General features: G+C 73.6%; 17 protein-coding genes. 12 read left to right on the top strand and 5 right to left on the bottom strand.

Translation table 11 applies throughout. From position 1 onward, the window contains the following. Positions 1 to 48 precede the first annotated feature (48 nt). From QOZ89_RS17575 to QOZ89_RS17545, 7 genes are all read left to right on the top strand, one after another. On the top strand, positions 49 to 873 hold the full coding sequence (locus tag QOZ89_RS17575; RefSeq protein ID WP_071051525.1) for a helix-turn-helix transcriptional regulator: 825 nt from the start codon (positions 49 to 51) through the stop codon (positions 871 to 873). After that, a complete protein-coding gene (locus tag QOZ89_RS17570; protein ID WP_071051524.1) occupies positions 870 to 1,301 on the top strand; it encodes a hypothetical protein in 432 nt (143 codons plus the stop codon). The genes QOZ89_RS17575 and QOZ89_RS17570 overlap by 4 nt, the downstream gene beginning before the upstream one ends. A gap of 38 nt (positions 1,302 to 1,339) precedes the next feature. After that, entirely contained in the window at positions 1,340 to 1,672 is a 333-nt protein-coding gene (locus QOZ89_RS17565) for a cupin domain-containing protein (protein WP_071051523.1), read from the top strand. A 145-nt stretch (positions 1,673 to 1,817) separates the two neighbouring features. Beyond that, positions 1,818 to 2,993, top strand: coding sequence for an EfeM/EfeO family lipoprotein (locus QOZ89_RS17560; RefSeq protein WP_312624240.1), 1,176 nt, complete (start codon positions 1,818 to 1,820; stop codon positions 2,991 to 2,993). Next, entirely contained in the window at positions 2,990 to 4,258 is a 1,269-nt protein-coding gene (efeB, locus tag QOZ89_RS17555; RefSeq protein ID WP_312624239.1) for an iron uptake transporter deferrochelatase/peroxidase subunit, read from the top strand. The genes QOZ89_RS17560 and efeB overlap by 4 nt, the downstream gene beginning before the upstream one ends. Positions 4,259 to 4,745: 487 nt before the next feature. Then, positions 4,746 to 6,380: a phospholipase C gene (locus QOZ89_RS17550; RefSeq protein WP_312624238.1), complete on the top strand. Its 1,635-nt coding sequence runs from the start codon at positions 4,746 to 4,748 to the stop codon at positions 6,378 to 6,380. Between the two features lie 180 nt (positions 6,381 to 6,560). Then, positions 6,561 to 7,355 (top strand): aminotransferase class IV family protein, encoded by a 795-nt coding sequence (locus QOZ89_RS17545; protein WP_312624237.1) that lies wholly within the window; start codon positions 6,561 to 6,563, stop codon positions 7,353 to 7,355. Positions 7,356 to 7,365: 10 nt separating this feature from the next. On the opposite strand, the gene QOZ89_RS17540 is transcribed toward QOZ89_RS17545, so the two are convergent. Together QOZ89_RS17540 and QOZ89_RS17535 are read right to left on the bottom strand one after the other, a co-directional pair. Beyond that, positions 7,366 to 10,050 (bottom strand): polynucleotide kinase-phosphatase, encoded by a 2,685-nt coding sequence (locus QOZ89_RS17540; RefSeq protein ID WP_312624236.1) that lies wholly within the window; start codon positions 10,048 to 10,050, stop codon positions 7,366 to 7,368. Continuing rightward, the gene (locus QOZ89_RS17535) at positions 10,047 to 11,618 is read right to left on the bottom strand and encodes a 3' terminal RNA ribose 2'-O-methyltransferase Hen1 (protein WP_312624235.1); all 1,572 of its coding nucleotides are present in this window, start codon (positions 11,616 to 11,618) and stop codon (positions 10,047 to 10,049) included. The genes QOZ89_RS17540 and QOZ89_RS17535 overlap by 4 nt, the downstream gene beginning before the upstream one ends. 476 nt (positions 11,619 to 12,094) lie before the next feature. Between QOZ89_RS17535 and QOZ89_RS17530 the strand changes: the two genes are divergently transcribed. The 3 genes from QOZ89_RS17530 to QOZ89_RS17520 all read left to right on the top strand — a co-directional run bounded on the left by QOZ89_RS17530 (position 12,095) and on the right by QOZ89_RS17520 (position 15,736). Next, complete coding sequence (locus QOZ89_RS17530) at positions 12,095 to 13,657, top strand: APC family permease (protein WP_241842054.1); 1,563 nt, start codon at positions 12,095 to 12,097, stop codon at positions 13,655 to 13,657. Positions 13,658 to 13,949: 292 nt separating this feature from the next. Further along, entirely contained in the window at positions 13,950 to 15,185 is a 1,236-nt protein-coding gene (locus tag QOZ89_RS17525) for a TauD/TfdA family dioxygenase (protein ID WP_083419346.1), read from the top strand. Then, positions 15,182 to 15,736: an HD domain-containing protein gene (locus tag QOZ89_RS17520; RefSeq protein ID WP_071051516.1), complete on the top strand. Its 555-nt coding sequence runs from the start codon at positions 15,182 to 15,184 to the stop codon at positions 15,734 to 15,736. The genes QOZ89_RS17525 and QOZ89_RS17520 overlap by 4 nt, the downstream gene beginning before the upstream one ends. A 49-nt stretch (positions 15,737 to 15,785) precedes the next feature. Here the strand turns inward: QOZ89_RS17520 and QOZ89_RS17515 are convergent, their stop codons facing one another. The 3 genes from QOZ89_RS17515 to QOZ89_RS17505 all read right to left on the bottom strand — a co-directional run bounded on the left by QOZ89_RS17515 (position 15,786) and on the right by QOZ89_RS17505 (position 18,990). Continuing rightward, positions 15,786 to 16,688 carry a hypothetical protein gene (locus QOZ89_RS17515; protein WP_083419345.1) on the bottom strand — a complete coding sequence of 301 codons (903 nt, stop codon included), beginning with the start codon at positions 16,686 to 16,688 and terminating at the stop codon, positions 15,786 to 15,788. Positions 16,689 to 17,184: 496 nt separating this feature from the next. Further along, a complete protein-coding gene (locus tag QOZ89_RS17510) occupies positions 17,185 to 18,384 on the bottom strand; it encodes a thiolase family protein (RefSeq protein WP_071051514.1) in 1,200 nt (399 codons plus the stop codon). A gap of 165 nt (positions 18,385 to 18,549) precedes the next feature. Next, positions 18,550 to 18,990 carry a winged helix-turn-helix transcriptional regulator gene (locus QOZ89_RS17505; protein WP_071051513.1) on the bottom strand — a complete coding sequence of 147 codons (441 nt, stop codon included), beginning with the start codon at positions 18,988 to 18,990 and terminating at the stop codon, positions 18,550 to 18,552. 163 nt (positions 18,991 to 19,153) lie between these two features. On the opposite strand from QOZ89_RS17505, the gene QOZ89_RS17500 reads away from it, so the two are divergent. Then, the gene (locus QOZ89_RS17500; protein WP_071051512.1) at positions 19,154 to 20,995 is read left to right on the top strand and encodes an FUSC family protein; all 1,842 of its coding nucleotides are present in this window, start codon (positions 19,154 to 19,156) and stop codon (positions 20,993 to 20,995) included. 29 nt (positions 20,996 to 21,024) lie between these two features. Then, on the top strand, positions 21,025 to 22,446 hold the full coding sequence (locus tag QOZ89_RS17495; protein WP_312624234.1) for a winged helix-turn-helix domain-containing protein: 1,422 nt from the start codon (positions 21,025 to 21,027) through the stop codon (positions 22,444 to 22,446).

The raw sequence follows: 22,446 nt of genomic DNA, 5'->3' as shown, positions 1-22,446 counted from the left end.
GTCCTCCATGCCTGTTTTTACAAGTCCTACTTGTGTAAAATAGCGGCCATGGCGAACGAAGGCGAGCGGGCGCGCGTCGACGGCTCGTCGCCCGACAGCCGGCGGCTCGATGTGCTGCGAGTGCTCAAGGCGGCGGGCGCGCCGCGCGGCATCGCCGAGATCGCCGACGAGCTGGGCGTGCACCCGAACACCATCCGGTTCCACCTGGACACGCTGGTCGCGAACGGGCAGGCCGAGCGGGCGCCGTCCGACCGGCGCCGGCCGGGCCGGCCCCGCGCCCTCTTCCGGGCCGTGCGGGGGATGGACCCGGGCGGGCCGCGGCACTACCGGGTCCTCGCCGAGATCCTCATGGAGAGCGTGGCCGCCGGCTCCGATCCGAGTACGCGCGCGATCGAGGCCGGCCGGGCCTGGGGGCGGCGGGTCGCCTCGACCGCGTCCGTCGGCGCTGCCCACGGCGCCGTGGGCGACGGCGCTGGCGCTGGCGCTGACGACAATGGCGCTGACGACGACGGCGCGGTTGGCGACAGCGCTGACGTTGGCCGCGGTCGGGGCGATGGGTCCCGCCTCGCGGACGCGGCCAGCCGGAGGCAACCGGTCGCGCGGCTGGTCCGGCTGCTCGATGACCTGGGCTTCGCGCCCGAGCCACCCGGCGTGGGCGTGGACGCTGGTTCCGATCTCCGGGTCCGGCTGCGGCACTGTCCGTTCCTCGAGCTCGCCGAGACGCGGGCGCAGGTCGTGTGCCCGGTCCATCTCGGCGTGATGCGCGGTGCCCTGGATGCCTGGAAGGCGCCGCTCACCGTGGACCGGCTGGAGCCGTTCGCCGAACCGGACCTGTGCGTCGCCTACCTGGTCCCCGTGGGAGGAAGGTCATGAGCGCTGGGCAGTCGGTCGCTGTCGCGGTCACATTCGTGTGGCTGGGCATGGTGTTGGCCATCTCGTTCCTCGAAGCTCCGCTGAAATTCCGCGCCCCGGGCGTAACTGTGCCTATCGGGCTCGGCATCGGCCGGCTGGTGTTTCGGGCCCTCAACACGGTCGAGACCGCTCTCGCCGCGGCGATCGTGCTCCTCCTCGCCATTGACCCCCCTCGCCGGCCCACCGTCGTCGTTCTCGCGGTGGCCGTCGCCGTCCTTGCCACCCAGCTGGCCGCGGTCCGTCCCAAGCTCGCCCGGCGCTCCGGCGCCGTTCTCGCGAGCCGGGACGCGCCTCGTTCGTCTGCTCACCACGCCTACGTCGTCCTCGATGCGGCCAAGGTGGCGGCGCTCCTCGCGGGTGGCGTGCTCCTGCTCACCGCCGCGGCCTGACCGAACAAGCCCGACCAGCTACGACGTGGGGAACCGCGATGGAGACGACCTCGTTGACGGCGATCGCCGAGGAACAGCTGGCGCGGGCCCGCCAGGCCCACGCTGGCCGGGCGGCCCACCCGCTCCACGGCGGGAGCGGGAGCGCCTTGCGCCAGACCGTGATCGCCCTGCTGGCGAACCACGAGCTCGCCGAGCACGAAAGTCCAGGCGAGGCCACCCTCCAGGTGCTGCGCGGTCGCGTTCGGCTCACCACCGGCCACGAGGCCTGGAGCGGCGCGGCCGGCGACCATGTGACCATCCCGGCCGAGCGGCACGCCCTCGCCGCCGTCGAGGACTCCGTCGTCCTGCTGACGGCCGTCATCCGTCGGTAACCGCGTCACATCGCGCCTGTTCCTCCCGAGGTGGCGTGCTGTCGGGCGGGCGAATGTACGTCGAACATCGGATGACGTCTCGGCCCGGACCGGCCGGTATGGGTGCCGAGCCGCCTAAATTTCGCCGGTGCGACGACGAACGTGGATGCTCGTCGCGGCCGGTGCCGCGACCGTCGCCCTCGCCGGTGGGCTGACGCTCGCGCTGACCGCGGGGGACGGCGGGCCCGGTGACGGTCCGTCCGCCCAGGCGGAGCCGGTCCGCGTCTCGATCGGTCTGAGCGGATGCGGCAACGGGTGGACGAAACCGGTCGCCGGTCAGCAGGACTTCCTGCTCGTCAACACCGACCTGCGTGACGGTGACGCCCAGCTCATCGACCCGTCGACCGGCGCGGTCTACGCGGAGGTCGAGCCGCTCGGGTCGGGGGCATCCGCGCACCTGCGCATCGTCCTCGGGCACGGCAGCTACGCGTTCCGCTGCGTGATGGAAGAAGACCAGGCGATCACGGGCCCGACCGTCACCATCTCGGGCACCGCGCGCACCCCGGTCCCGCCGGTGCTGCCGGTCACCCAGAACGACCTGATACCGATCGCGCGCGCCTACGAGAGCTACGTGACGGGCGTGCTGCCCGGCCTGATCAGCCAGACGGAGACGTTGCGGACGGACATAGCGCGAGGTGACCTGGCCGCGGCGCGCCGCGACTGGTTGCCCGCCCATCTGAGCTACGAGCAGCTTGGCGCCGCATACGGCGCCTTCGGGGACGCCGACGACGCCATCAACGGGCTTCCCGACGGGCTGCCAGGCGGCCTCAAGGACGACGACTTTGCCGGCTTTCACCGCCTCGAGTACGGGTTGTGGCACGGGCAGAGCGCCGGGGACCTGCTGCCCGTCGCGGATGCTCTCCTCACGGCGGAGCGCGGCCTGCAGACCGACTTCCCGCACGCCCAGGTCGACCCGAGCGACATCGCCATCCGGGCGCACGAGATCACCGAGAACACCCTGCAGTTCACGCTGACCGGTCACGACGACTTCGGCTCCGGCTCGGGGCTCGCGACCGCCCGGGCGAACCTGGACGGCACGAGGACGGTGCTGGGCCTGCTGCGGCCCCTGCTGACCACACGCCTCGCCTCGCTGCCGAGCCTGGACGCCCTGATCGCTACCACGGACCGGGACCTCGCGGGGCTCGCGCGGCCCGACGGCACCTACCCGCCGATCGCCGACCTGTCCACCGCGGACCGGGAGCGCGTCGACAGCGACTTCGGCGGGCTGAGCGAGCAGTTGGCCCCGGTCGCGTCCATCACCGAGCCGAGGCGGACGTCGTGACCCCTGCCAACCCCGATCCGGGGCTCAACCGGCGCGTGCTGCTGCGCGGCTCGGCCCTCGCCACCGTCGCGGCCGCGGCCGGCGCCGCGGTGACGGCCGACACCGCCCTCGTCGGGCCGCCCGCCGAGGCCGCGGCGGGTGCGCCGGCTGGACCCGCCGTCCGCGCCCCCCGCGTCGTGCCCTTCCACGGCGCCCACCAGTCGGGCATCGTCCTGCCCGCGCAGGCCTACGCGATCACCGCGGCCTTCGACGTCACCGCCCGTTCCAAGGGCGAGCTGGTGAACCTGATGCGCGCCGTCACGGACCGAGCCCGCCTGCTGGCCACCGGCGGCACCCCGCCGAACGACGGCATCTCCGCGCCGCCCGCCGACTCCGGCCTGCTGGGCCCGACGATCGGTGGCAGCGGTCTCACGATCACTGCCGCCGTGGGGGCATCGCTGTTCGACGACCGGTTCGGCCTCGCCGCCCGCCCCAGCAAGCTGCGCACGATGCCGACGTTCCCGAACGACAGCCTCGACCGGTCCCAGTGCGACGGCGATCTGCTGCTGCAGATCTGTGCCGACGCGCCCGACGCCCCGCTGCACGCCGTCCGCGACCTCACCCGGCACAGCCGCGGCGGCATGCAGCCCCGCTGGCGGGTCGACGGCTTCCTGTCGCCGCCCCGGCCGGACGGGGCGCCGCGCAACCTGATGGGGTTCAAGGACGGCACGGCGAACCCGGCGGTCGCCCAGCCGGCGATCGCCGACAAGGTGCTGTGGGCCGGCGGCAAGGACGAGCCCGCGTGGGCATCCGGCGGCAGCTATCTCGTCGTCCGGGTGATCCGCATGCTGGTCGAGTTCTGGGACCGGGCGACGATCGCCGAGCAGGAGCGCATGATCGGCAGACGTCGGGACACGGGCGCGCCGCTGTCCGGCGACGTGGAGAAGGACACGCCCGACTACACCGACGACGCCGCCGGCGGGAAGACACCGTTGGACGCCCACATCCGGCTGGCGAACCCGCGTACGCCCCAGACGGCCGCGAGCATCCCGCTGCGCCGGGGCCACAACTACGACCGCGGCCTGGACAGCAACGGCAACCTGGACATGGGCCTGGTCTTCACCTGCTTCCAGCAGGACGTGGCCCGGCAGTTCGAGGCGGTGCAGGCGCGACTGGCCGACGAGCCGCTGACCGACTACATCGTGCCGTTCGGCGGGGGCTACTTCTTCGCGCTGCCCGGGGTGCGGGACAGCGCCGACTGGTTCGGCCGGGCGCTGCTGACCTGACGGCCGGCGCCGGGCGCCCGGCGCCCGGCGCTGCCCGTCACGCGGCCAGGCGCTCGTGGCGTCGGCGGGCGGGCACGTCACGTCGGCTTGCTGGCCCGGCCCGCCGGTGCGCCGGCCACGGGTCGACAGCTGGCCGCGCGGGCTTGGCCGCGGGAGTTCACCGCATGACGCTTCGCCTCCCGCCGCCGCGTGCCTCATCTACCAACCTGTAGTAGAAATAAGCCGTGCTCGCCGTCGGACGCCCTTCGCGCCGATTCTGACGCCCCTTTCTTCTATTTCGCTGTAGAAGAATTGTGTGTGCGGCCAGATAGCGATGTCATTCGCGAAGATGTGTGTCGATAGACGGACAGCGTTCGCTTTCTCGTTAGTTTTTCAGCCCCGCCCGGCCGCCTGAGAGGACGAATCTGCTCCGCTGGGCACCGCGGGGCGGAGTTATCGCCGCGGCGCGGAGAAGCAGCCCCGGGAGCCCTGACGAGAGGAGCAGCGCGTGACCCTCAGTACGCGACTTCGGCGCGGCGGCCTGGCCGCGGCCGCCGCGGCCGCCGCGGCGGCCGGTATCGCCGCGTTCCAGATGCAGCCGTCGTCAGCCACGCCGCCCGCCGACCACTCGGGCTCGACGACGACGCCGATCAAGCATGTCGTGGTCATCTTCGATGAGAACGTGTCGTACGACCACTACTTCGGCACGTACCCGACCGCCGCGAACACGGACGGTACGCAGTTCACGGCCCGGCCCCATACGCCGGCCAACAACAACCTGGTCTCCAGCGGCCTGCTGACCAGCAACCCGAACACGTACCCCCCCACCCGGCTGAGCTCGTCCCAGGCGCTCACCTGCGACCAGAACCACGGGTACGGCGCGGAGCAGAAGGCCCTCGACGGCGGCCTGATGGACAAGTTCGTCCAGAACGTCAGCGTCGACACGTGCTCCGGCAACCTGTACAAGGCGCCAGGCCTGACGATGGACTATTACGACGGCAACACCGTCCCCGCGATGTGGAACTACGCGCAGTACTTCGCGATGAGCGACAACTCGTGGGACACCACGTTCGGGCCGTCGACTCCCGGCGTGCTCAACCTGGTCGCCGGACAGACCCACGGCGTGACCGCCCACAACCCGACGACCGGGGCGCAGGTCAGCGACGCGTACACGGTGGTCTCCCCGGACGCGAACGGCGTCGGCACGGTTATCAACGACCCTGACCCGTACTACGACGACTGCTCCGACAAGAACCACACGGCGACAAACGCGCTCGCCGCGATGTCGGGCCAGAACGTCGGCGACCTGCTGAACGCCAAGGGCGTGACGTGGGGCTGGTTCCAGGGCGGCTTCAAGCCGACCACCCCGTACGCCGGCCCCGGCACCTACGCCGTGTGCGGCTCGACCCACACCAACATCGGCGGCGCCAGCTCGGTGGACTACAGCCCGCACCACTCGCCCTTCGGGTACTACGAGTCCACCTCGAACCCGCACCACCTACCGCCTTCCTCCGTCCGAGCGATCGGCCACACGGACCAGGCCAACCACAACTACGACCTGACGGACTTCGACGCCGCGCTCAGGGCGAACAACCTGCCGGCCGTCAGCCTCCTGAAGGCCTCGGAGTACCAGGACGGCCACCCCGGCTACTCGGACCCGACCGACGAGCAGAACTTCCTCGTCTCCGAGATCAACGCCATCCAGAGCTCCCCGGCCTGGCATGACACCGCCGTCGTCATCGCCTACGACGACTCGGACGGCTGGTACGACCACGTCGCGCCGACCATCCTGAACGGCTCGTCCGACACCGCCAACGACTCCGCGATCTGCACCGGCGCGGTGGCGAAGGCCGGCGTCGCGAAGGGCTACCAGGACCGGTGCGGACCCAGCCAGCGCCTGCCCCTGCTGGTGATTTCGCCGTTCGCGAAGGCCAACTACGTCGACCATTCGTACACGGAGCAGGCCTCGATCCTGAAGTTCGTCGAGGACAACTGGTCGCTCGGCCGCGTCGGCGACGGCTCGTTCGACACGCGCGCGGGCAGCCTGGGCAGGCTGTTCGACTTCCACGACCCCGGCCCGCGTTGGCTCATCCTCAACACGGATGGGTCGATCAAGGCCGCACGCGGCGACCTTCACTACTGAGGTCGCGCCGCCTGCCCGGGGGGTGAAAGCTGGCTCCGGGTAGGAGATCTCACGACGGCCCCCGAGCACTGCTCGGGGGCCGTCGCCCGCGCTCGGCCGCGGGCGGCCGGGATGCCAGAGGAGGTGCTCTGACCTCGCCGGCCAGGCCGGCCCAGGTGGCCGGATGCCACACTGGGCGGCATGGCGGAGCTCGACGGCGTCGCGATCGACGTCGACCAGCTCGAGGCGCTCGCGCTCGTCAACTACGGGCACTTCACCTCGATGGAGGTGGCGGACGGGCGGGTGCGGGGACTGTCGCTGCACCTGGAGCGTCTGGTACGCGACTGCCGCCAGCTGTTCGACGCCGAGCTGGACCCCGACCGGGTGCGTCACCTGATCCGCCGCGCCATGGCCGGCACGACGGCGCCGGTCGTCGTTCGCGTCACCGTCTTTGACCCGGACCTGCGGCTCGGCCGCCTCGGCGCCGACGCTGTCCCGCGCCTCCTCGTCACCACCCGGCCCGCGCCCCGGCCGGCCGCCGCGGCGGCGCCGCCCGGGCTGCGCCTGCGGTCGGCGTGCTACCGGCGAGACCTGCCCGAGGTCAAGCACGTCGGGCTGTTCGGCGCGCTGCGCCTGCGGCGGGCCGCCCAGCGCGCCGGCTACGACGACGCGGTGTTCACCGACGCCGGCGGCGTCTTGTCCGAGGCCACGACGTCCAACCTCGGGTTCGTGACCGGCGGCCGCGTGCTGTGGCCCAGCGCCGAATGCCTGCCAGGCGTCACGATGCGGCTCATCGACCAGGAGCTCGGCGCGGACGCGACGACGACCGCCGTCACGCTCGCCGACCTGCCCCACCTGGACGGGGCGTTCGCCACCAACGCCGCGACCGGCGTCCGTCCGGTCGCGGCGATCGACGACGTCCGCTGGCCTGGCGACCACCCCTTCACGCGCGCGCTGGCCCGGCGGTACGAGGCCATCCCCCCCGAGCCGCTGTAGCGGCGGGGGGTCACAGCCGGGGGTCGACCGGCTCGGACTCGAGCGCGAGGACGGCGAAGACGCATTCGTGGACGCGCCAGAGGGGCTCGCCGGCGGCGGCGCGTTCCAGTGCCTCCAGGCCCAGGGCGTACTCGCGGAAGGCCAGCGAGCGCTTGCGGCCGAGGCCACGGGAGCGCAGGCGGTCGAGATGCTCGGGGCGCAGGTAGTCCGGGCCGTAGATGATCCGCAGGTACTCCCGGCCACGGACCTTGACACCCGGCTGGACGAGGCCGCGCCGGCCGCGAGCCAGCCCGGCCGCGGGCTTCACGACCATCCCCTCGCCGCCAGCCTGTTCGGACGTCAGCTCCTCCCACCAGGCAACGGCGAGAGCGACCGACGCCGGGTCGCTCACCCGCACCGGGACCCGCCGGGTGGTCGTGACGAGGTCGCCGCCGGCCGCGGCCAGGCGGTCGGCGACCGCCAGGTGCCAGTCATGCGGCCGGTCGACGTACGTCGTCCCGGCCGCGGCCCGGCGCGCCGGACCCCCCGCGCGCACCAAGAACCGCGCGAACCTCACGCCGGCCAGGCCGTCGACCGCCCAGCAGTAGCGCCGGTAGGCGCGCGTGAACGCCGCCGCGTTGTCGAGCCGGTCCTGGGTCTTGGCCAGCAGGCCCGCGACGTCGATCCCGCGCGCGGCGGTCGCCGCGAGGGCCGAGACCGCGGCCGGCAGGGCGCCCCGGGCGGCGGCCCCCGCCGCCGCGTACTGCCGGGACAGCAGCTCGCTGGCCTTGGCGCTCCACGGCATGATCTCCGCGTCGAGCACCAGCCAGTCGGCACCCAGCTCGTCCCACAGCCCGGCCTCCGCCACGGCGGCCCGCAGCCGGCCGAGCAGTTCCTCGGCCAGCCCGGGGGAGAAGAACGGCCGGCCCGTGCGGGTGACCACCGCGCCGGTGGTCCCGTCGGTCGCGCCGAACCGGGCCGCCGCGACATCCGCGTCCCGGCAGACGACCGCGACCGCGCGCGACCCCATGTGCTTCTCCTCGCACAGCAGCTCGTCGACGCCGTCGGCTCGGTAGGCCTCGAACGCCTCGACCGGGTGCTCCAGGTAGCCGGGCAGCGTGGACGTGGGCGGCGGGCTCATCGTCGGAGGCAGGTAGACCAGCCAGCGCGGGTCGACCGCGAACCGGCTCATCACCTCCAGCGCGGCCAGCGCGTTCTCCGCCTGGATCCCCACCCGCCCGCCATGCCGCGTCTCGACCACCCGCCGGCCGAGCACGTCGGCGACGTCCAGCAGGTCGCCTTCCCGGTGCCCGGCGTTCGCGAGCGGGTCGACGGCGACGGGTGACAGCGTCGCCAGCAGCGCGTCGGCGGACGCCAGGTCCGCGACGGCCGGGCCGGTCACTGGGGTGGGCTCGGCGAGTGGGCGGGCGGGCTCGAAGTAGACGCGGCCGGCCGGGACCGAGACCAGCTCTCGTTCCGGGTAGCGCAGCGCGGTCAGCCGGCCGCCGAAGACACAGCCGGTGTCCAGGCAGAGGGTGTTGTTCACCCACTCCGGCTCGGGCACGGGAGTGTGGCCGTAGAGGACGGTTGCCGTGCCGCGGTACTCGTTCGCCCACGGGTAGCGCACCGGCAGGCCGTACTCGTCGGTCTCGCCGGTGGTGTCCCCGTACAGCGCGAACGAGCGGACGCGGGCCGACGCGCGGCCGTGGTAAGCCTCCTTGAGCCCGGCGTGCGCGACGACCAGCCGTCCGCCGTCGAGGACGTAATGCGCGACGAGCCCGTCGCAGAACTGCGTGGCCTGGTCGCGGAACTCGGCGCTCTCGGCGTCGAGCTGCGTGAGCGACTCGGCGAGCCCGTGCGAGACCGTCACCTTCTTCCCGCGCAGCGCGCGAACCAGCTTGTTCTCGTGGTTGCCGCACACGACGAAGGCGGTGCCGTCGGCGACCATGCCCATCGCGAGGCGCAGCACGCCAGGCGTGTCCGGCCCGCGGTCGACCAGGTCGCCGACGAACACCACGCGCCGCCCCGCCGGGTGGCGGGCGCCGGACGGGCGGCCGGCCTCGTCGTGGCGCAGCTTGTACCCGAGGCCGACGAGCAGCGTCTCGAGCTCGGCGCGGCAGCCATGGACGTCGCCGATCACGTCGAACGGGCCGGTCTCGTGCCGCAGGTCGCTGAACAGCTTGGTATAGGTGATGGCCGCCGCCGACACCTCGGCCTCCGAGCGCAGCACGCGGACGTGGCGGAAGCCCTCCCGGGCAAGGCCGCGCAGCGACTGGCGCAGGTCGGCGCGCTGGCGCCGGATCACGTGCGGGCCGAAGTCGCGGTCGGGGCGGGTGGCGTTGCGCTCCAGGCAGACCCGCTCGGGCAGGTCGAGCACGATCGCCACCGGCAGCACGTCGTGCTCGCGTGCCAGCTCGACGAGGGACTGGCGGGCGTGCCGCTGGACGTTCGTCGCGTCGACGACGGTGAGCCGGCCCGCGGCGAGCCGCTTCCCGGCGATGTAGTGCAGCACGTCGAAGGCGTCGCCGGACGCGGACTGGTCGTTCTCGTCGTCCGCGACCAGCCCGCGGCAGAAGTCCGACGAGAGCACCTGCGTCGGCTGGAAACGGGTACGGGCGAACGTCGACTTTCCCGAGCCGGACGCGCCGACGAGCACGACGAGGCAGATCTCGGGAATCGCGATCACAACCGGTTCCTCGGTCGGTGTGTGGGTCATCGCGCGTCACCGATCCTGTCCAGTACGGCCAGCTGGGTGGGCGCGCCGAGTTCCGGGTCCGCGGCGCCGACCCCGCCGAGGCGGGCGGTGTAGGGGTAATGGGCGGCGAGGTCCTTGACCCAGGCGGCGAACTCGTCCCTCGTCCACTCGAACCGATGGTCGCGGTGGCGCGGCGCGCCCGGTGCCAGCCCCTCGTAGCGGACGTTGTACTCGACGTTCGGCGTGGTGATCACGACGAGCCGCGGCCGGGCCTCGCCGAGGACGGCGGCGGCGAGCGCGGGCAGCCGCGGCGGGTCGACGTGCTCGACGACCTCGCTGAGCACGGCCGCGTCGAGGCCCGCGATCCTGGCGTCCCGGTACGTCAGCGACGACGCGACGAACCGCAGCCGCGCCCGCACCCGGTCGGGCAGCCGGTCGGCCCGCAGCCGGCGGGCGGCCAGCTCGAGCGCGCGGTGCGAGACGTCGACCGCCACGATCTCGGCGAAACGCGGGTCGGCGAGCAGGTCCCCGACGAGCTTCCCGTCGCCGCAGCCGAGGTCGGCGACGCTGCGCGCGCCGGCGGCCCGCAGCACGTCGAGGATCGCCTGCCGCCGCAGCGCCGCCAGCGACGGCGGGCGCGACTGTATCTCTGCCGCGGCCGTCCCGGCCGCTCGCTCCGTTCCGTCGGGTGACTCCCGCGGCGCGTCCCGCGCCTGCGGCGACGGCTCAGAGCCGGTCGTGCCGGCGGCCTCGGCCTCCGCCTCGGCCTCGGTCTCGGTCTCGGTCTCGGTCTCCGAGGCGAGCAGGTCCGGTTCGAAGCCGGTGGAGACATCCTCGTCGGGGATGTCCTCGACGCCGCCGAGGCGGGACAGCGCGGCCGAGGCGAGGCCGGCCCGGTGGGCGAGGTAGCGGCGGGCGATGAGCTGGCGCTCCGGATGGCCCGGCAGCCAGCTCGCGCCCTCGCGCACCAGCTTGTCGATCTCGTCGCGGCCGACGTAGTAGTGCTTGCCGTCGTCGAGGACTGGCAGCAGGACGTAGAGCTGGGTGAGCGCGTCGGCCAGCCGGACCGTCCCGGTGAGTGTCACGTCGTGGTGCGCGGCCGTGCCCCACTCCGGGAACAGCGGGTCGAGCGGGGCGGGGACAGCGGCTACCCGCCAGCCGAGCGGCGCGAACAGGCGCTCGACCAGGGGCGCCCCGCCGCGCCGGCAGGGGAGCGCCGGGACGTGGATCTCCAGGGGGATCGGCGTCGCGGCCAGCTCCGGCCTGGCCTTGCAGATCCCGGCCATCGCCGTGGAGAAGACGGCCGCCATCGCGACCGCGAGCAGGCTGGAGGCCGCGTACGGCCGGTCGTCGACGTAGTGGGCCTCCGGGGCCCCGCCGCGGCCGCCCGGGCCCTTGCCCCGGACCAGGCCGACGGGGTCGATGTCGAGCAGCAGCGCCGCCGTACAACGCTCCTCGGCCGCCTCGGGGTAGAAGACATGGGCGCCGCCCGCCGCCGTGTCGAACCGCTGCGCCCGGTCGGGGTGCTTGTGCAGCAGGAACCCGAGATCGGTCGCGGGACGCGCGGTCGTGGTCAGGGTCAGCAGCATGCGGGGCATTCTTCCGGACGAGGATGGTCCTGTCATGCGGTTTCCTGGTTGTCAAAAGGCACTCCTCGGGGCGAGCGAGAAGCATTTTCCGGGAAATCATCTCGCGGTTCCAGGGTTCTCCGGTTCTCCGGCGCTTTGTGGGCGGCAATGCAGGGTCGAGCCATGGGTCTGGCGTCGATGCGACGTTCGGACACACTCCGGCGGGCGGCCTGCGCCCGTTCGCCGGACACTGGGCGACGGGCTTCCTGGTGTGTGTTCTTCGGTGGTCGCGATATCTGGAAAGTGGGGGGCGGTCGGCCATTTACGGGAGACAACCGGCCATGCGGCGCGGCGAAATCGAGCTGCCGCGGCCGTCAGGCCCGGACCAGCTGACTTCGCGCCTCGGCTCGTCAGATCAGGACCCGGAGGCTGTGCCGCCAAGGGCTGTGCCGCCAAGGGCTATGCCGCCAAGGGCTGTGCCGCCGCGGGCCGGGAAGATGACGCCGCACCTGGGCCTGCTCGGGCTGACGTTCGTCTCGCTCGGGTCGATCATCGGCTCCGGCTGGCTGCTGGGCGCGCTGACGGCCGCCCGGGTCGCCGGCCCCGCGTCGCTGGTCGCCTGGGTGCTGGCCGGCATCCTGATCACCGGCCTGGCGCTGGTGCACGCCGAGCTGGGCGCCGCCTATCCGGTCGCCGGCGGCAGCGCGCGTTACAGCCAGCTGGCGCTCGGCCCGCTCGCCGGGTTCGTCGCGGGGTGGCTCGCCTGGATCCAGGCCGTGGCCCTCGCGCCGATCGAGGCCGAGGCGGCGCTGTCCTACCTGAACAACGTCTGGCCGGGGCTCGTCAGCCCGGGCGGCACCCTCACCGGCCCGGGCCTGGCGCTCGGGGCCGCCGCGCTCGGGCTGTGCACGGTCATCAACGTCCTGGGCGTGCGGCGGCTCGCGGACACGAACGCCGTCACGGTCGTCTGGAAGTTCCTGATCCCGGTGGTGGCCGTCGCCACGCTGCTGGCCGTCGCCTTCACGCCGGGGAACTTCCACGCGGGTGGCGGGTTCGCCCCGTTCGGCGTGCATGGGATCTTCGCGGCGCTGCCGGCCGGCGTCGTGTTCGCGCTGCAGGGCTTCGAGCAGGCCGTCCAGATGGGCGGCGAGGCGCGCAACCCGGGCCGCGACATCCCGCGCGCCGTGATCCTGGCGACGCTGCTCGGTACGGCGGTCTACCTCGCGCTCGCGGTCGCCTTCCTGGGGGCGCTCGACCCGGCGTGGATCGCGGGGGGCTGGGGGCATCCGGTCGGCGAAGGTGACTACGGGCCCTACGCGACGATCGCGACCGGGCTTGGGCTCACCTGGCTGGCCGTGCTGCTCTACATCGACGCGGTGGTCTCTCCCGGCGGTACGGCGCTGATCTATGTAGGCACCTCGGCCCGGCTGGCGTACTCGCTTGGCCGGGCCGGCTATCTTCCGGGCGGCCTGACCCGGCTGGACCGCCGCGGCACCCCGGTGGTGGCCATCCTGCTCGCGTATGGCATCGGACTGGTGATGTTCCTGCCGTTCCCGGGCTGGCAGCAGCTGGTGACGCTGATCAGCTCGGCGACGTTCCTGACCTATGCGTTCGCGCCGGTCGCCCTGATGGTGCTGCGTCGCGCCGACGCCGACCGGCCACGCCCCTATCGGCTGCCGATGGCCGCCGTGCTGTCCCGGGTCGCGTTCGCCACGTCGAACCTGATCGTCTACTGGGCCGGGTGGGAGAACGACCAGAAGCTGGCCATGGGCATCGTCGCCGGGCTCGTGGTCTTCGCCGGCTACCGGGCAACCCAGCCAGCGGGACGCTGGCCCGCGCTGGAATGGCGCTCGGCGCTGTGGCTGGTGCCGTGGCTGGGTGGCCTGACCGTCATCTCCTGGCTCGGCCAGTTCGGCGGCGGTCTCGCCGTCATCCCTTTCTGGGTCGACCTCGCCGTCGTCATCGCCTTCAGTATCGCGATCTTCGAGCTCGCCGTCCGTACCGCTCCACCGGCCGCGCGCTCTCACCGCCTGATCGAGGCGGAACTCGCCCGTCCCTGAGCCGCCGTCGGCCCCAGGTGGGAGGTTTGCCACTCGGCATCCGGTTACCCGCGGGTTCATGGTGGGTCATCCGTAGACCAACCGGCGGTCGTGGCCGCCCGGGGAACGACGCGGACCCGGACCCGGGCGGCGGTGCCGGTACCGGCACCCGTCTCGACCGCAACGTCGACCTCGTCATCCCCGCGCCGTTCCCACCGCGCTGAGGCGGAGCGGGCGGAGTCGTCAGCTGGGTGTTCGCGGCGGTTCAGGATGACGTCATCATCCGGTCGTGGCGCGGGCGAATGCTGGGGCGATGAGCTTGGCGGGGCCCGTCAGCGTACTCACGATCGATGATCTGGTGTTGCCGGCGCTGTGGCTGCGCGACGCCTGCGGATGCGCCGAGTGCCGGCACCCGGGAACCGGGCAGCGCCTGGTGGGGTCCGCGCGGGTGGCCCGGCTGTTCCCGGACACGGCCGTCGAGCACCATGAACTGGCGGAGGGCAGGCTGACGGTCGTGTTCGCGCCCGACGGCCATCGGGCGACGTTCGAGCTGGACTGGCTGGCGCGCAGCGCCCCGGGGCGAGCGGCCCGGATCGGGGACCAGTCCGAGCGCGGCCGCGTGCCGTGGACCGCCGCCGCCCTGCCCGCCGGGCCGCCGCGGGTGGCCTGGGATGCCTACCTGCGCTCGCCGGTCGCCATGATGACCACGCTCGGCGCGGTCTCGGCACTGGGGGCGGCGATCCTCACCGAGGTGCCTGTGCGGTCCGGGATGGTGCTCGCGGTCGCCCGCACCTTCGGGTTCGTCCGGGAAACGAACTACGGCAAGCTTTTCGATGTTCGTATCGAGGCCGACCCAGAGCACCTCGCCTACACGGGCGCCGCCCTTGCGCCACACACCGACAATCCTTACCGCGACCCGGCGCCGACCGTGCAGCTTCTGCACTGCCTGCGGGCCGCCGGCGAGGGCGGAGACACCACGCTCATCGACGGCTTCGCCGCCGCGAGCCGGCTGCGTGACGTCGATGCGGCCGCGTTCGACACGCTCACCCGGGTCTGGCTGCCGTTCCGCTACGACGGGCCGACGACCATCCTCACCGCCCGCGCGCCGATCATCGCGATCGACAACGAGGGTGCCGTGACGCAGGTCCGCTGGAACGACCGGGCCCTGCAGCCACCCGAGGTCGAGCCCGACCAGGTCGCCGAGGTCTACCGGGCGCTCGCCGCGTTCGCCGCCGTGGTCGAGGCGCCTGACCTGGCGGTCACGCTGCGGCTGACGCCCGGCGACTGCCTGATCTTCGACAACACCCGGGTGCTGCACGGCCGGACCGCCTTCCAGCCGGACCCGGCGGGCGGCGGCCGCCATCTGCAGGGCGGCTACGTGGACATGGACGGTCTTCGCGGCACGCTCGACGTGCTGCGCCGCGACGGAAGCGGCGCCCGGCGCCCGGCGCCGGTCGCATCTGTGACATCTGTGACACCTGTGCCGGCGGCGCGGACCGCGGTGGCGACCACGCCCGCGGTGGCGACCGTGCCGGCGGTGGCCCGATGAGCGCGGGCGAGGCGCTCGCCGCCATCCACACGCTGTTCGACGCGGCGAGCTCGGCGGAGTACCTGGGCGAGTCGGTCTCGGTGGCCGGGCACTCGCTGCGGACGGCGGCCCGCGCGGTCGCCGCCGGCGCCGCGCCCGCGCTCGTCGCCGCCGCCCTGCTCCACGACGTCGGGCACATGCTGGACCGCGACTCGGCCGCCGCGCTGGCGCGCGGTGACGACATCCGGCACGAGGACACCGGGGCCGCGTGGCTGTCACGATGGTTCGGACCGGGGGTGACCGAACCGGTGCGCCTGCATGTCGACGCGAAGCGCTATCTCTGCGCCGTCGACCCCGGCTACTACGACGTCCTGTCGCCGATCTCCCGCAAGACGCTGGCGATGCAGGGCGGCCCGCTCGAAGGCGGCGAACTGGCCGCGTTCCAGGCGGGCGGATACGCCGAGGACGCCGCCGCGGTGCGGCGCTGGGATGACGCGGGCAAGGACGCCTCCGCCGTCATCCCGCCGCTCTCCGCCTACGACGACCTCCTCGCCCGCCTGGTCCGCGCGTAGGCGGGCGGCTGACGCCGCCCGTCCGTCGCCTGTTGCGCGGGGCGTCCGCTCACAGGATGGTGCGCCCGCACACCGTCTGGAGGTAGCCAGGCAGGCCGCTGGGTCCCGAGCCGGCGGGACAGGGCTGGCCGGCGGGGAGCATCGCGATGATCTGCATGGCGAGGTACTGGTCAGTGCACAAGCGCCGCCGCGGGTTTGCGGACGGGTCGGACGCGCTGAAGCTGTTCGCGTCGACACAGTCGCCGACGCCGGGGAGCCAGCCGCCATCCTTCGCCACGCAGAGAACCCTCTTGCTCGAGGCGTCGATCTCCACGGAGTAGCTGGCCTGCGGCGGGCACTGGTTCTTCGCGTCCACCCGACCCGCGATCTTGCCGAACCACATCTTGCCGAAACTCACGCCGTCGACGATCCACTCCTCATTCGTGCAGGGCACCTCGCCGAGGTTGTTCGAGTAGCTGTCGTACACCTCCAGGCAGTCGCCGATGCGGATCAGCCCACCGCCTCCGCCCAGGTCGCCCGGGTGCGGCGCCTTGAGGTTGCGCAGGCAGCCTGTGCTCTTCTCGAGACTGAGGCTGTTCGTCAGTGTGACGATCTCGTCGGTGTCGGCCGGGCAACCGACGTCGGCCACCGAGGACGTGCCGCCAAGGGGGTCCGCCGCCGCGCCGTCGGCGACGTCCAGTGCCGTGATCTTGGCGTAGGCGGTCTCGTCGTCGCACTTCACCGGGCCGTACTGGGGCGGCGACTTCAACTCGCCGTTCTGCGGGCTGCTCGTTATCACTCGCGGTTGCTCGGTGATCTTTACGCAGCTGCCCGCGGCGAAGGAGGACGTCGACGAGGAGTCCGACGACGAGGAGTCGTTGCCGTCGCCGTGATGGATGGCCTGCGCGACGCCGTAGCGCACCCCGCCGGCGACGACCAGGGCGACGACGACGCCGAGCACCCGGCGGGCCACGACGCGGCCGCGCCGTGGCGGTTTGCTCGGGGCCGGCGGTGGGGCAGACCCGGGCGCCGCCGGGCCGCCGGGCGGCCGCGGCCATGGGGGCGTGGTCCCGGCGGCCGGTGAGCCGGAAGCCGGCGGCCAACTGGGTGGCGGACCCGGCGGGACTGGGCCGGGTTGGCCCGCGCCCGGTTGTGGTGGGACTGGCTGTCCGGTCGGGGGTGCCCAGCTGGCGGCCGTGGGGGGCGGCCCGCCTGCTGGCCGTCCAGCTTCGGCCGGCGGTTGTGGTGTCTCGTTGTCCATGGGTGCCTTCGCGGGGTCGAACCGATGGAATGCCCGCTTTGCGCGTCTGTCCCTGTCCGGAAAGCGGACGCTTCGCGCAAATAGGCGCATTTGTCGGCCATGACCGTAGACCTCCCCGCGAGTTGCGCCCTGTCGGGGGGGCTGATGACGCAAAGGCTATGGATGCGGCGGGCAGCCGGCCAGGGAACCGCCCCGGCCGGCGCGTGGGTCAGAGCCGCTCGACGATGGTCGCGTTCGCCATGCCGCCGCCCTCGCACATGGTCTGCAGGCCGTAGCGCCCGCCGGTCTGCTCCAGCACCGACAGCAGCGTGGTCATCAGCCGGGCGCCGCTGGCGCCGAGCGGATGCCCGATCGCGGTGGCACCGCCGTTCACGTTGACCTTGGCGAGGTCCGCGCCGGTCTCGGCCTGCCAGGCCAGTACCACGCTCGCGAACGCCTCGTTGACCTCGAAGGCGTCGATGTCCTCGATGCGCAGGCCGGCGCGGCGCAGGACCTTCTCGGTCGCCGGGATCACGCCGGTGAGCATGAGCAGCGGGTCGTCGCCGACGACGGAGAAGCTGTGCAGCCGGGCACGCGGGCGCAGGCCGAGCCGGCGGGCGGTGTCGCCGTCGGTGATCAGGACGGCGGCGGCACCGTCGTTGACCGGCGAGGAGTTGCCCGCGGTGACACGCCAGTCGAGGGCCGGGAAACGCGCGGCCCACGCGTCGGAGCGGAACGCGGGCCTCAGGCCGGCGAGCACCTCCGCCGTCGTCGCGGGCCGGATCGACTGATCCCGAGTGACCTGGACCAGCGAACCCGAGCCATCGGGCGCGGGGGCCTTGAGAGGGACGACCTCCGCGTCGAAACGGCCGTCGCCCCAGGCCGCGGCCGCGCGCCGGTGGCTCTCGGCCGCGAACTCGTCGAGCCTGACGCGGGAGAGGTCCCACCGCTGTGCGATCAGCTCGGCGGAGATGCCCTGCGGTACCAGCCCGTCGGGATAGCGAGCGGCGACGCCCGGCCCCGAGGCGTCGCGGCCCGCGGACGAGCTGCCGATGGGCACTGTGCTCATCGACTCGACGCCGGAGGCGATGGCGACGTCGTATGCGCCGCTGATGACGCCCTGCGCCGCGAAGTGGATCGCCTGCTGGCTGCTGCCGCACTGACGGTCGATCGTCACCGCGGGCACGGACTCGGGTAGTCCGGCGGCGAGCGCGGCCCATCGGGCGTTGTTGGAGCTCTGCTCGCCGATCTGCCCGACCGTTCCGCCAATCACGTCGTCGATGAGCCCGGGGTCGATTCCCGTCCGCTCCACCAGCGCGCGGATCGCGTGGGCGTGCAGGTCGACGGGATGCACGCCGGCGAGCGCCCCACCCGGCTTGCCCTTGCCGACCGGGGTCCGGACGGCGTCGACGATCACTGCGTCCCGCATGACGGCCTCCTCGTTGAGGGTTGGAAAACCCAACTCACTGATATTGGTGTACCGCCCGTGGGTTGGAAATCGCAACTGAGGCCATTGTGACCTTGGATACGGGAGCCGGCGACGAAGGCCGGCGGCGGCCTTCGAGGCCGGGTCGGGCTCGCCCGCGCGCCACGGTCAGCGGACGGTGCCGAGCCGGACAAGGCGGGTGTTCTCGCCCCAGGCGACCGGACCACCGCAATGCGAGCAGACGGCCTGTGCGCGCAGCTCGGCGCCGCAGTCGTGCGCCAGGACCGTGGGCGGATCGCCCTCGGTCGCGTACCGGTCGCCCCACTCCATCAACGCGTGCAGCACGGGCCGCAGAGCCTTGCCGGCCTCGGTCGACACGTACTCGTGGCGAGGTGGATGCTCCTGGTACAGGCGGCGCTCGATGACGCCCGCCGTGACCAGCGCGCGCAGGCGGGCGGCCAGAATGTCGCGGCTCGCGCCGGTGTTGCGGGCGATCTGGTCGAACTTGGTCGCTCCGAGGTTGATCTCGCGTAGCGCGAGCAGGCTCCACCGCTCGCCCACGACCGCGAGCGCGTTCGCGATCGAGCACTCCCGCCCGGTCTGGGCCACCGTGCCCGCCTCCCTCCATGGGCGCGGGGCGACCCTGGCGGCCGATGCCGCGGGAGGGCGCGCCCAGTGAGTTCGAAAATCCAACCTACCATTCGTCGCGACGGTCCCGCGGTCGCGGAGATCGCGGAGATCGCGGAGATCGCGGAGATCGCGGAGCGCGGCGGTGGGACTGTCCTTCCTGGCCGTGGAGACGTGGCGCGGACAGCCTCGCGCGGCCGGGACCGGTGAGATGCTGCTGAACATGTCCGCGTTTGCCCTTCCAAGGCGGCGCGTGACCGCTCTCGCGGCCGCGCTGCGCGGGGGCGTGCCGGCGGCCGCCGTCGCCATGGCCGCCGTTCTCGCATCCTTCGGCAGCGCGCTGGAGGTCGAGCGCGCGGCGCATCTGGGCCTCGGCGTCGTCGTCCAGGCCGTCGTGCTGGCGCTGACGCTCGCCCGGGTCGAGCGGACCCGCGCGAGCCGCGCCGCCGCGCTCGGCCGTGCGCGGGCGCCGATGGCGCTCCGGCTCGCCCTGCTGCCCGTCGTCGCGGTGGTAGCGAGCGAGGTTGGCCGGCTGATGGTCGAGCACCCGAACGTCGGTGACACCCTGTTCGTGCTGGGGATCAGCGCCGGCATCTGGGTGCGCCGTTTCGGCCCGGCGGCATCTCGCCTCGGCACGCTCGCGACGCTGCCGTTCATCGCGCTGCTCATCACGCCGGCCGTCGCCGCTCCGGACGGCTCGACGCGCTGGTGGTCCGCCCTGATGGCGATGATCGCGTCGTTCTGGGTGCTCACCCTGAACGCGCTGGCTGAGCGCATCCGGCTCCTGCCCTCGCCCGCAGCCGCCGATGGCGTGACTGCCGCCGCTCCGGCCGCTCCGGCGGCTCCGGTCACTCCCGCGGCTCCCGCCCCTCCGTCGCCCCGCGCCCGAAAGGCGGGTCCAGCGCCCGCCAGCAGGATGGCCGCGCAGATGGCGGTCGGGCTTGGTGCGGCGTTCCTGGTCGGGCGGGTCGCGTTCCCGGATCACTGGCCGTGGCTGGTGGTCACCGCCTACATCGTCGCCGCCGGTAACCGCGGTCGCGGTGATGTCGCGGTGAAGAGCGTCGCCCGCCTCGCCGGCGGGGCGGTCGGGACCGCGGTGGCGACCGCGGTGGTGGCGGCTGCGCCCGCGCACAGCGCCTGGACGGTCGTCGCGATCTTCCTGGTGCTCGCCGGCGCGCTGTGCCTGCGCACCGTCCACTACGCGTTCTGGGCCGCCGGTGTGACGGCGGTGCTCGCGCTGCTCTACGGCTACTTCGGCCTCACGGCCGGGCACATGCTGGCCGAGCGGCTCGCCGCGATGGCCGTCGGGTCGGTGCTCGCGGTCGCCGCGAGCTGGCTGGTGCTGCCGGTCCGCTCCCGCGACTTCGCCCGATCGCGCCTGGCCAGGGCGCTCGCCGCGCTCACCGACCTGCTCCTGGCCGTCGCCAGGGCCGAGACGGGCCCGGCCGCGGCCCACCGGGCCGCGTTCCTGGACGCGGTCGGCGAGCTGGAGCTGATCGCCGGCACGCTCGCTGCCCGCAGGCTGGTCTGGAGGGTGGCGCGCCGACCCGCGCCGTATCTGGCGGACGCCGTCGACGCGGTGCGGGGCTGCCGGGAGCCCGTGGACGCGCTCGCGCTGGCCGCGGCCGACGCTCCGGCGGCCCTCGCGGCCGGCGCGGCGCGGCGGCGGGCCGGTGGGCTCGCGCGCCGGATCGGCTCGGTCCGCCGCTCCATCGCCGGCCGTCCCGAGCCGGCGAACGCCGTTCCCGCCCAGCGCCCGGAGCCCCCGGCCGGCGAGCCAGGGCCGCTCGACGCGGCGTTCGACGAGCTGGCGGAGGCCGTCGCCGTCCTGTCGGCCGTGTTCCCGCCGCCGCCAGCCCCGTCCGAGCCGGACGGCTCGTCCGACCGGCTCGGCCAGGCCCCGGCCGGTACCTCGGCGCGGGCGCCGGCGGCTCCGGCGGCAAGCGGCGCGCCGAGCGGTTCCGGGGCCGGTTCCTCGGCCGGCTGAATGTCGGATCCACACCGTACTGTGCGTCCATGACGGTGGCCGAGACGCCCGCTGGCGGGCCCACGGAGCGGTCGACGACGGAGCGGTCGACGACGGAACGGCTGACGGCGGCGCAGGCGCGGCGGCTGGCGCTGGCGGCGCAGGGGTTTACCCGGGCCCGGGGATCCGTGGCGACGGGGGCGCGGGCGGACCGGCGGCGGCTGCGGTGGCTGTTCGAACGGGTCGGCGTGCTCCAGATCGACTCAGTGAACGTGCTGAGCCGGTCGCACTACCTGCCGGGCTGGTCGCGGCTCGGCGCCTACGCGCGGCCGGCGCTGGACGACTATGTGCACCGGGATCGGCGGGCCTACGAGTACTGGGCCCATGAGGCGTCGTTCGTGCCGATCGAGTGGGAGCCGCTGCTGCGCTGGCGGGCCGCGGCCGCCCTGGCGGGCGACGGCATGTGGGGCGGGCTCGCGCGGTTCGGCCAGGACCGGGCGGACTACGTCGCCAGGGTGCTCGCCGAGGTCGCCGAGGGCGGCCCCGTCACCGCGTCCCAGCTGTCCGAGCCGGGGCGCGGTCGGGGCTCCTGGTGGGGCTGGGCGGACGGGAAGCGGGCGCTGGAGTTCCTGCTGTGGACCGGTCAGGTCTGCGCCGCCGGCCGGCGGACGACCTTCGAGCGGACCTACGACCTGCCCGAGCGGGTGATCCCGGCGGCGGTACGCGCCGCCCCGACACCCGGCCCGGCGCAGGCGCACCGCGCGCTGCTGCTGCACGCCGCGGACCGGCTCGGGGTGGCGCTCGCCGCCGACCTGCGTGACTACTTCCGGCTGCCCGCGGCGGCCGTCCGCCCCCGGCTGGCCGAGCTGGTCGAAGCGGGGGAGCTGGCGGAGGTCGCGGTGGACGGCTGGTCATCGCCCGCCTACCTGCGCCCGGGCCTCGCGATCCCGCGACGAGTCGAGGCGACGGCGCTGCTCTCCCCGTTCGACTCCCTGATCTGGGAGCGCGCCCGGACGCGGCGGATGTTCGGCATGGAAGTGAAGCTGGAGGTCTACACCCCCGCGGACCAGCGCCGCCACGGGTACTACGTGCTGCCGTTCCTGCTCGGCGACCGGCTCGTCGCCCGGGTCGACCTGAAGGCCGACCGGGCGGCCGGGGTGCTGCGAGTGCCGGCCGCCTGGCTGGAGCCGGCGGAGAACCAGCCCGACGCGGGGTCGCGCGGCGCCGCGAGGTCCGTCCCCGCGCCCGGAGCGGTCGCGGCCGCGCTCGCGGCGGAGCTTGTGGCCATGTCGGCCTGGCTGGGCCTGGGCGAGGTGGAGGTGGCGCCGCGCGGCACGCTCGCCGCCGCGCTCGGCCGGGCACTCGTGGCCGGGACGGAGCCTGACGCGGTCGTCCTGCCCGCACCAGCCGCCGTGGCCGTCCCGGACACCGAGGCCGGGACGGCCCCCGCGGTGCCAGCACCTGCTGGCTGA

It is taken from the genome of Pseudofrankia coriaricola, assembly GCF_032027725.1.
Classification (GTDB): Bacteria; Actinomycetota; Actinomycetes; order Frankiales; family Frankiaceae; genus Pseudofrankia.
This window is presented reverse-complemented; position numbering and strand designations above follow the sequence as displayed.